General features: G+C 36.5%; 4 protein-coding genes. 3 read left to right on the top strand and 1 reads right to left on the bottom strand.

The features are described 5' to 3' along the window. The first annotated feature begins 2,584 nt into the window (after nt 1-2,584). The 3 genes from FTT83_RS14950 (at nt 2,585) to FTT83_RS14940 (ending at nt 6,645) form a co-directional block, all read left to right on the top strand. Nucleotides 2,585-3,157, top strand: coding sequence for a plasmid replication DNA-binding protein (locus FTT83_RS14950; RefSeq protein WP_180062546.1), 573 nt, complete (start codon nt 2,585-2,587; stop codon nt 3,155-3,157). A 617-nt stretch (nt 3,158-3,774) separates the two neighbouring features. Continuing rightward, the gene (locus tag FTT83_RS16260) at nt 3,775-4,119 is read left to right on the top strand and encodes a prepilin-type N-terminal cleavage/methylation domain-containing protein (RefSeq protein WP_180176810.1); all 345 of its coding nucleotides are present in this window, start codon (nt 3,775-3,777) and stop codon (nt 4,117-4,119) included. Between the two features lie 1,629 nt (nt 4,120-5,748). Next, nucleotides 5,749-6,645: a replication initiation protein gene (locus FTT83_RS14940; RefSeq protein ID WP_257234915.1), complete on the top strand. Its 897-nt coding sequence runs from the start codon at nt 5,749-5,751 to the stop codon at nt 6,643-6,645. Between the two features lie 61 nt (nt 6,646-6,706). Here FTT83_RS14940 and FTT83_RS14935 read toward each other — a convergent pair whose 3' ends face one another. After that, on the bottom strand, nt 6,707-8,005 hold the full coding sequence (locus FTT83_RS14935; RefSeq protein WP_176538541.1) for a hypothetical protein: 1,299 nt from the start codon (nt 8,003-8,005) through the stop codon (nt 6,707-6,709). Between the last annotated feature and the right edge of the window lie 22 nt (nt 8,006-8,027).

The raw sequence follows: 8,027 nt of genomic DNA, 5'->3' as shown, positions 1-8,027 counted from the left end.
ATCGATAAATATTTTTCGATAGAAAGTCGCTTTTCCTTTGCTAACACAATTCAAAATTGCCGACATAAAAAATTTGTTTGAAGTGGTGTAAAAAATCACTTTCATTTCCCCATTTGCTCACCAAGCAATAAAATTTTGAAAAGGTGTAATAGTGGAAATGTAATAATTTAAAAAATTTCAGGTATTACTTTTTTTAATAAATTTACATTTAAAAACAAATCCTTGCAAAGCAAGGATTTTGAAAAGAAAAGTCAGCGAAGCTGGCTTTTCTTACGAAGCGAAGCTTCGTGGCGGGGCAATCAGGGTGTAATCAAGTCGTTCCTGTAATTTGATGAAACTCTGATTGCCCCGCCCTGAATAGGGTGATAAATTCGGCTTGTTAAACCGTATTCTTTAAAAATTGGTTCTTCTTTTTTAGAAGTTAGGTCTAGCTCTTTGTTCAACAGGGAGCTACCAACTCCCTTTGCTTTTTTCTTCTTTGTAAAAATGTTTTGGGAGTCTGACTAACTTCTAATTCATTGCTTTTTTGGCATGCAGGTTGGCGACCTGTATGTATCGAACGAATACGATCTACCTCAGCGTGAAGCGTACTGCCATGCCAAATGGCTCGGTATCGCAAACGAAGGGGGCTAAAAGGTGTCAGCGCAATATCATCTTTGATGGTGTTGCGTGTCAGCCTTTTTTCTATCCGTTCCAATTGTGTGAACAGAGCCACCAATGCCTTTGTGCGAATGGTGGTTGGTACTTGGGCGACCATGAAACCATAATCGAAGCTGTAGACGATTTTTTTGTCGATTCAGCCGTGTTTCTGTAGGGAAAATAACCGCAGATGCAATGCCACGAGAGGGAGTGTCACAGTGAAAGAGCAGAAGCTCGGGGATCTGTGGAAAGTAGATGATCATCATTAGGTCGAAACTTTTTGGTTGTGTGGAAAGACACAATCAGCACGAATAGCTCAACTCTAGCAGAACCTAAGCACTACGTTGTTTGTAGTGTAGGGGTGCGAGTGGGTATCAATGGGATATAACTTTGTTTTTAATTCTTGCCAAGCCTGTTTACGGAACGACGACAGGGGAAATCGAAGATCAATTGATTGATCGGGGAGTGGAATTAAGGGCTATAAGCTATCCGAAGGGTACATAGTAGATTTTGGTGTAAGTGTGGAAGATGGAGCTGTGACTGTAGTTATGATTTTTCATAATAGCCACTACAGTTGATTTTTTTAGTCAAAAGCTAAGAAAAACAGTTTTGATTTTAATTCTTGCGAATGTCTTCATTTGACGCAAAGCAAGCAAAGGATCATTTATCCATCGGGAGATCGGGAGAGTAGGCGGGGGCGAAACCCACTATTATTGGCGAATGCGTTAACTATCTTGGTTTTAGTAGTTTTACAACAAGATAGACAAAAATCGTACAAGTCAGTAGGACGAAAACTCGAGCGTGTGTGTAGTGAAAAAGCAAAAGAAGGACTGCAAGTAACCAATTTCAAAATAGGTGGTTTTGAGATGCTCAACTTAAGATTTGGTAGATCTTTAATCGAGTATGAAATGGTATTTCTTTGGTACTTGCAACAAAAGCAAACGTAGTCGCTTGGCTTACAAGCAAAGTCTGACGCTTTCTCGTTCAGACCTTTATGATTTTAGGTAACAAAATCATCAGGATCTCAGTCCTGTAAGCATGAGAGAGTTATTCATCGGCTTTACCTTTTCGTTAAATAGATGAACTGTCAGAGATGGCAGAGTGAAATCCACACATATTCTGTGTAGCAATCCTCAGCTTTACGAGGACTATCCAACGAACTGTAAAATTTAACAGTATTAATTATGGAACGATTTTTTGTTGATTAGTCACCAACTTTCTATCCATCCCTCTAATCAATACATCCAAGATTAAAATCTTGATTAAATTAACATTTCATCAAATTAATCCACTCACTTTCTCAAGTGAATTGATTAATTCTAAACACATAGAGAGATCTATTGTTTTATCATTTTTTAAAGACCGTACTGCACCTTTGTAGTACGGTCTTTTCTATTTCCATGAGATAAAAAATAATTCACTCACAGATATTCACTTCCTCTCAAAAATGATATAGCGTTCTTCGGGTAGCTACTGGCAACAGGGCAGGTCTGATCCAAGACGTTGGCAGATAAAAAAATGTTGGGACTGTGAATTGTGTGGCAGATCCGAATATGGCACCTGTTAGCAAGAAAAAACCTACCAGACTTTAAAAACACACATAGGTTTGGATAGAAGAAATTTTTCGGAACCGCAATTCAGCAATGAATTGCGGTTTTTTTTGCTTATTTGAATCGTATTGAAACCACATTGAAAAAATTATTCGAAAACCCTACCCCCTGATAAAACTCCACCATTTGCGTTTTAAGCTACTTTTTAAAACCTATGGATCTACAAAGGGGGAATGTCTATAAAAATCCAATACAGAGCAAATGAGGGTGATTTAAAGTGTTAAGGAGTTAATTCTTTTACTCAGATCAGAAAAGTAAGATTTAAATGACATTGTTAATTGAAATTGTTAAGTTAACAGTCAAGTATTAACACAGGTTGAAAACTGGTTTACATAATGAAAAAACTGTCAGTTTCAGAGTTGGCCAAGCTTTACGGATATTCAAGACAGGCCATATATGCACATATAAACAAAGGAAATTTATCTAAAGGATCTGATGGTTTAATTGACTTTACAGAAGCCTTAAGAGTTTTTGGGGAACCACAAAAAAAAGAGACTAGTGTCAATCAAAGTCAATCAATTAACAGTCAAAACTTGACAGAAGTTGACTTACTAAAACGTCAAGTTGACATACTGGAAAAACAGTTAAATCAGGCAGTGCTGAGAGAAAATCAATCGCTAGAACGTGAATCGTTCTATCAGGAACAAATCGAAGCTATGCAACGTCTACTGGAAGCCCCAAAACCGCCAAAAGTAGAAGATCCAACACCTGCTGCTGCACCTCAAGAAACGGTTGAATTAGCCAAAGAAGAAGCTCCAGTAGAAGCCGAGATCCAAACTCAGCCTAAAGATGACGGATTGACTACTCCAGAACAGACAGAAAATAAGCGTATTCCAGTCCCTGAACATATTGCGCCAGAACCAGAAAAAAGGGGCTTCTGGAGCCGGTTTTTCTTGCCGAATGGCTGAGGTTATTGTTCACGGCAGCTAATCAAAAGCGTGAAACATTGATCAAAGAATAGCCGTGAAACATGAAAAATCAACAAAAAAGCCCATTCGAGGGTAAATGAGCTTTTTAATAGTATATAAGAAATTGATTTTTAAAGGAATAAAAATTGCATTTCGTATAAGGTGTATTATGTTAATTTTAGGGAAACTTTAGAATAATTTCGACGTTTATGTTTTGAGCAAATACTCACAAGACACAGAGAGTCTTGAACAATTTTCCATTCGTATCGCTGAAATGTTAGAAGATCCTAATTAAGGGCTTATAAAATAATAAATGTACTGTAGTCAATACTTCCCTTAGATGAATTGATTATATTTCAATAGATATTGAAATTAATTTTTTTTCTATTAGAATTTGAGAAAAGCTAGTTTAACTCCACATTTTAAACTAGCTTTTTTTTTTGCTTAAACTTACAAAAAAGTCTATTTATGACAATTTTTATCACTTTCTGTCATTCTTTGTTAAATGTAAAAATTACATAAAATATTGATTATTATTAATATTAAGCTGATAATAGTATTGGCATGATTTATGCTTAAAAATTAAATAATCTAATACTTTTTATGGGGAAGTTTCTATGAACGTTCAAAAAGGTTTTACCTTAATCGAATTGATGATTGTTGTTGCTATTATTGGTATTTTGGCAGCAATTGCGATTCCTGCTTATCAAAATTATGTTAAAGAAGGTTCTGAAAAGGCTTGTCTAGGTGAAGCTAGTGCTTATGCGAAAAAAGCATTTTTAGACTTGCAGCTTGGTGATACTCCAGCTGCTCCACCTAAAACCGGTGCATGTAAATACGTTCCTGCAACCGCTCCAACCGCTGCTAATGATGCTAATGACTTTGTTGCTACTCCTACTAAAAAACCTGGAACAGCAACTACAACATGTAAAATGGCTTCTGGTTCTTGTAATTTCACTTAAGCAGACATTAGATAAATGTAGTAAAAATGAGTGTATGTAAATACGCTCATTTTTTATGATTTTATCTCAGAATTTAGATTGCACTCTTCAACACTCTTAGCCTTCACTAACCCATTTAAGTGAATTAATTGGTTTAAATTTGATTGAAAAAAGCCTGCGTCAAACAGTAAGGCTTCTATCAGGAGAAGAAAACTACCTGCCGAACATGTGGTATAGCTGGTGATTGGGCTTGCCCTGTTTCGAGATCAACCGATCGGGTGTCGTAGAGCAACTCAAATTTGAGTTGCAAACACATACAGAGGTAAGTCATTGGTTGATGCAAGCAAAAGACGACTTGCGTTATGAGGTGGCTATGAGGTCGACCTAATTCAAGTTGGACTGCATCTTTAAAATTAGCCCCTATATTCAAAAAAGAAATTTTTGATAAATATCAAGCTAAGGATCATTAATGTGATCCTTTTTATTCGACTATTTAACATAAAATCTCTTATACGCAATTTCTATACTCAGCGTGAATTTCAATGAATTGCGGTTTTTTTGCTTATTTAAATCGTATTGAAACCACATTTAAAAATTATCCGAAAACTCCACCCTTGATAAAATCCCTCCATTTGCCTTTTAAGCCACTTTAAATCAATTGTGCTGGTTGGATATAAAAAGTAAATAAAAATGCCACACAGATCAAAATAGAGCAGAATACGACTACTTTTAATCACAATAGATGGTTTATGGGTCTCTAAATCCCTATCTCTGTTTTTTTGCATCTGACTGCACTTTCCGAGCGAGTGTCTACGAGCGACCATACCAAAATTTGCGCTTAGACCCTCTGAAAAACCGTTTTTAAAACATTTGCTTCAAAAAAGCAGTAAATCAATTGCTTATATTTGCTTCTAGATCGAGCGAAGCGAGTAAAAAAAGCTTCTGAGCGAAGCGAAGCCGTAAGTTGCTTTTACTTTTTTAGAGTCCTCTCAAGATCGTAACCTAAAACTGCCCCTTAAACCGAGCTTTAGCGAGGTCAAAATGCCACGAGCTTTAGCGAGTGTCATAGGGCAGTTTTCACTCCCCTGTTTTCTTTTATTCTTTTAATAAGCTTTTAAAAGACTTTTAGCCCCCCATGTAAGCCATATATATCAATGCTTTCAGACTTTAAAAAAGTACTTTTGAGGGACTAACTAAGTACTTTTGAGGGACTTTTAGCGTTTTAAAAAGTACTTTTGAGGGACTAACTAAGTACTTTTGAGGGACTAAAAAGTACAATAAATACATTGTACTTTAAATGAGTAAATTAAATAATATGGGTATATTTTGGGCGAAAACCCAATACAAAGTACATTCCAAACTAGATTCTTTGTTGCGTTTTGCTAAAAAAGCACAAAAAAGACTCGAATTTGGATCTAAACCCAAAACCAAGCACATTGTAGATTGGATACTGGATTGCATTTTATTAAAAAAAAGTACAAATAGGGGACTCAAAATTTGAGCGAAAACCCATAAAAAGTTTATTGTAGATTGTGTACTTTTATAGATTTTTTGATCTTATATTGCTATTATTAAGTACATTATATCTATTGTACTTTTTTGGTTTTTAGCTTTATGAAAATAACAACTTACCCTCCATCATGGGTCGTAATGCAAAATAACATTCAAGAGTGTTTTAAAAGCATGAGTGTAAATGAAAAACGCCTTTTGATTCTTTCTAGCCCTCTTGCACGTACACAAGATGCTACGGAAAAAGACGCTATTATCATCACGGCAGAAGATTTTTCGAAAGAGTGTGGGATCACACAGCACTCAGCATATGCACAGCTAGAAAAAGCAAGTAAGTCATTGATTAAAAGATATTTTTCTTATCATAATGAAAAAAACAAAAAGGTCTTATCTAATTGGGTAATTGACTGCACTTACGAATCAGGAGGGATTGCTATTCGCTTTCCCGAAGTTGTCTTATTTATGCTCAAAGAGTTCGACAAGGTAAATCCCTATACCAAGTACAAAAAAGACATCATACTGAGATTGAAAAGGGACTACTCTTTCGACTTATATCATCTAGCTAAAAAATTTCAGGCAATGGGGAGATTTGAAATATCCCTAGAAGATTTTAGAAATGAGCTAGGCGTGCCCGATTCATACAATGACCTAAGCAACTTAAAAAAACGTGTAATTCAACCATCATTAGATGAAATTACAGAACAGACAGATATTAACGTAACCTACGAGAACATAAAATCGGGGCGTGCTGTCGTTGGCTTCAGTTTTACAGTCAAGGAGAAGTCGAAGCTGAAAGCGATTGAGGGTGGAGATCAAAATACCGTTCATATGTTCTGCAAGATGACTGACAGCCAGATCAACACTTACAGCTCCATTCTTTCAAAAGTCCACAGCATCAGTGACCTTGCAGGCAACAAGGACTATCAAGCATTTGCGGTATGGATTTCGAATATTTTACGAGATCCAAAATCGGTTCGTGAAAATACAGCAAAGCGCATTTTCAAGGCTTTGCGAACTGAAACAGACTTTAAGGGCTAAGTTTGACCTGCCAACCACACCAAGATTTTGAAAAAATCCTGGTGTGGTTGGCCAGATCCACTTACTGCTTTTGATCCTTATGTATCCCACGGACTTTATCTTTCCATTTTGAAAACCGCTTTTGAATCAATTTCTGTACCCGTTCTCTACTGAGTTTAATCCTGCGGTCATTGTTCTGCTGTTTGGTTCTTCTTGCAATCCTTGCTTGCCCCTTTTCATAGAATTTTAAAACGTCTTCTTCTCTTTTTTGCTTATACTTTTCGTCCATATCTTCATGATCTGCAAAGGTTTCAACAGCTTCATACAAAGAAGAAAAGGAATGATACTTCCAATCGATACGGGTCGAATATGATGCTTCTTTTTTTAGCCTTTGAATATCAAAAGCTTCTGTGATCGGCAAATGAACTTTTTTCTGAGTAGCCCAAGCACCTTTAGCTTTATGTGCTTGCCCTCGATTGAACTGCTTTTCAAGTTTCTGTACCACTTGCCCCACATCAGCCAAAGTACCGCCAAACATAGGAATGGTGTCAACCATGAAAGCGACATTAGAAATCGCTTCACGGTACTCAGAAGGCTCTAACCTTGCTTGACGCTTTATCACATCCTTAGTCGGCATATTAGCTTTTGATTGAGTAACCGTCTTTTTGATTAAATCCTTTTTAATCAAAATCTTTTTATCAATCTCAACTTTGGCTACAGAAAATATCAGATCCATATAAACAGGCGTGAGATGCCAAGTCCATCGAGATCCACTGATTTTTCTAGGTGGTTTACCCTGTTTTAAAGCCTGTTCATCGGCATACTTCTGCATCTGTCTTACTTTGGCTTTAGGATAGTCTGACTTTCTCAATTCTAGCTTTACGACTGAATCAACATTGTAGATGTAGATCCTCTGTTTCTCATGCTCTAAGCTATGAAATTCTTCACGATTTTCTGATCCATCCCTTTCCTTGAAGTCTTTTTTTATAAAGTCTTTCTGATAAGCAATCGCAAGGTTTTTCCTTTTTCGTGGAGTTGGCGCAGGCTCGACTTGTAAGTCTGCAACTAGCTTTTGATACAGCAGAGAAGTATCTCGGATTTCTTGAGGTAGAGTAATCAAAATACAAATGATGACCTGTCTTTTTTGCCTTAAATCTTGGTTGTACTGAATAACAAGGTGTCCATTACAGGCAAAGTTTTTATTGTTTGTTGCAGAACCTAAACCAACATTGTACCGCTTAATTAAACTCGCAATTCCTTTCTCAGCTTGGTCAATATCGATAAATATTTTTCGATAGAAAGTCGCTTTTCCTTTGCTAACACAATTCAAAATTGCCGACATAAAAAATTTGTTTGAAGTGGTGTAAAAAATCACTTTCATTTCCCCATTTGCTCACCAAGCA

Origin of the sequence: Acinetobacter sp. YH01018 (genome assembly GCF_013420295.1) — a bacterium.
Taxonomy (GTDB): domain Bacteria; phylum Pseudomonadota; class Gammaproteobacteria; order Pseudomonadales; family Moraxellaceae; genus Acinetobacter.
Note: the sequence above shows the minus strand (reverse complement) of the source record. Positions and strands in the feature narration are given on the sequence as shown.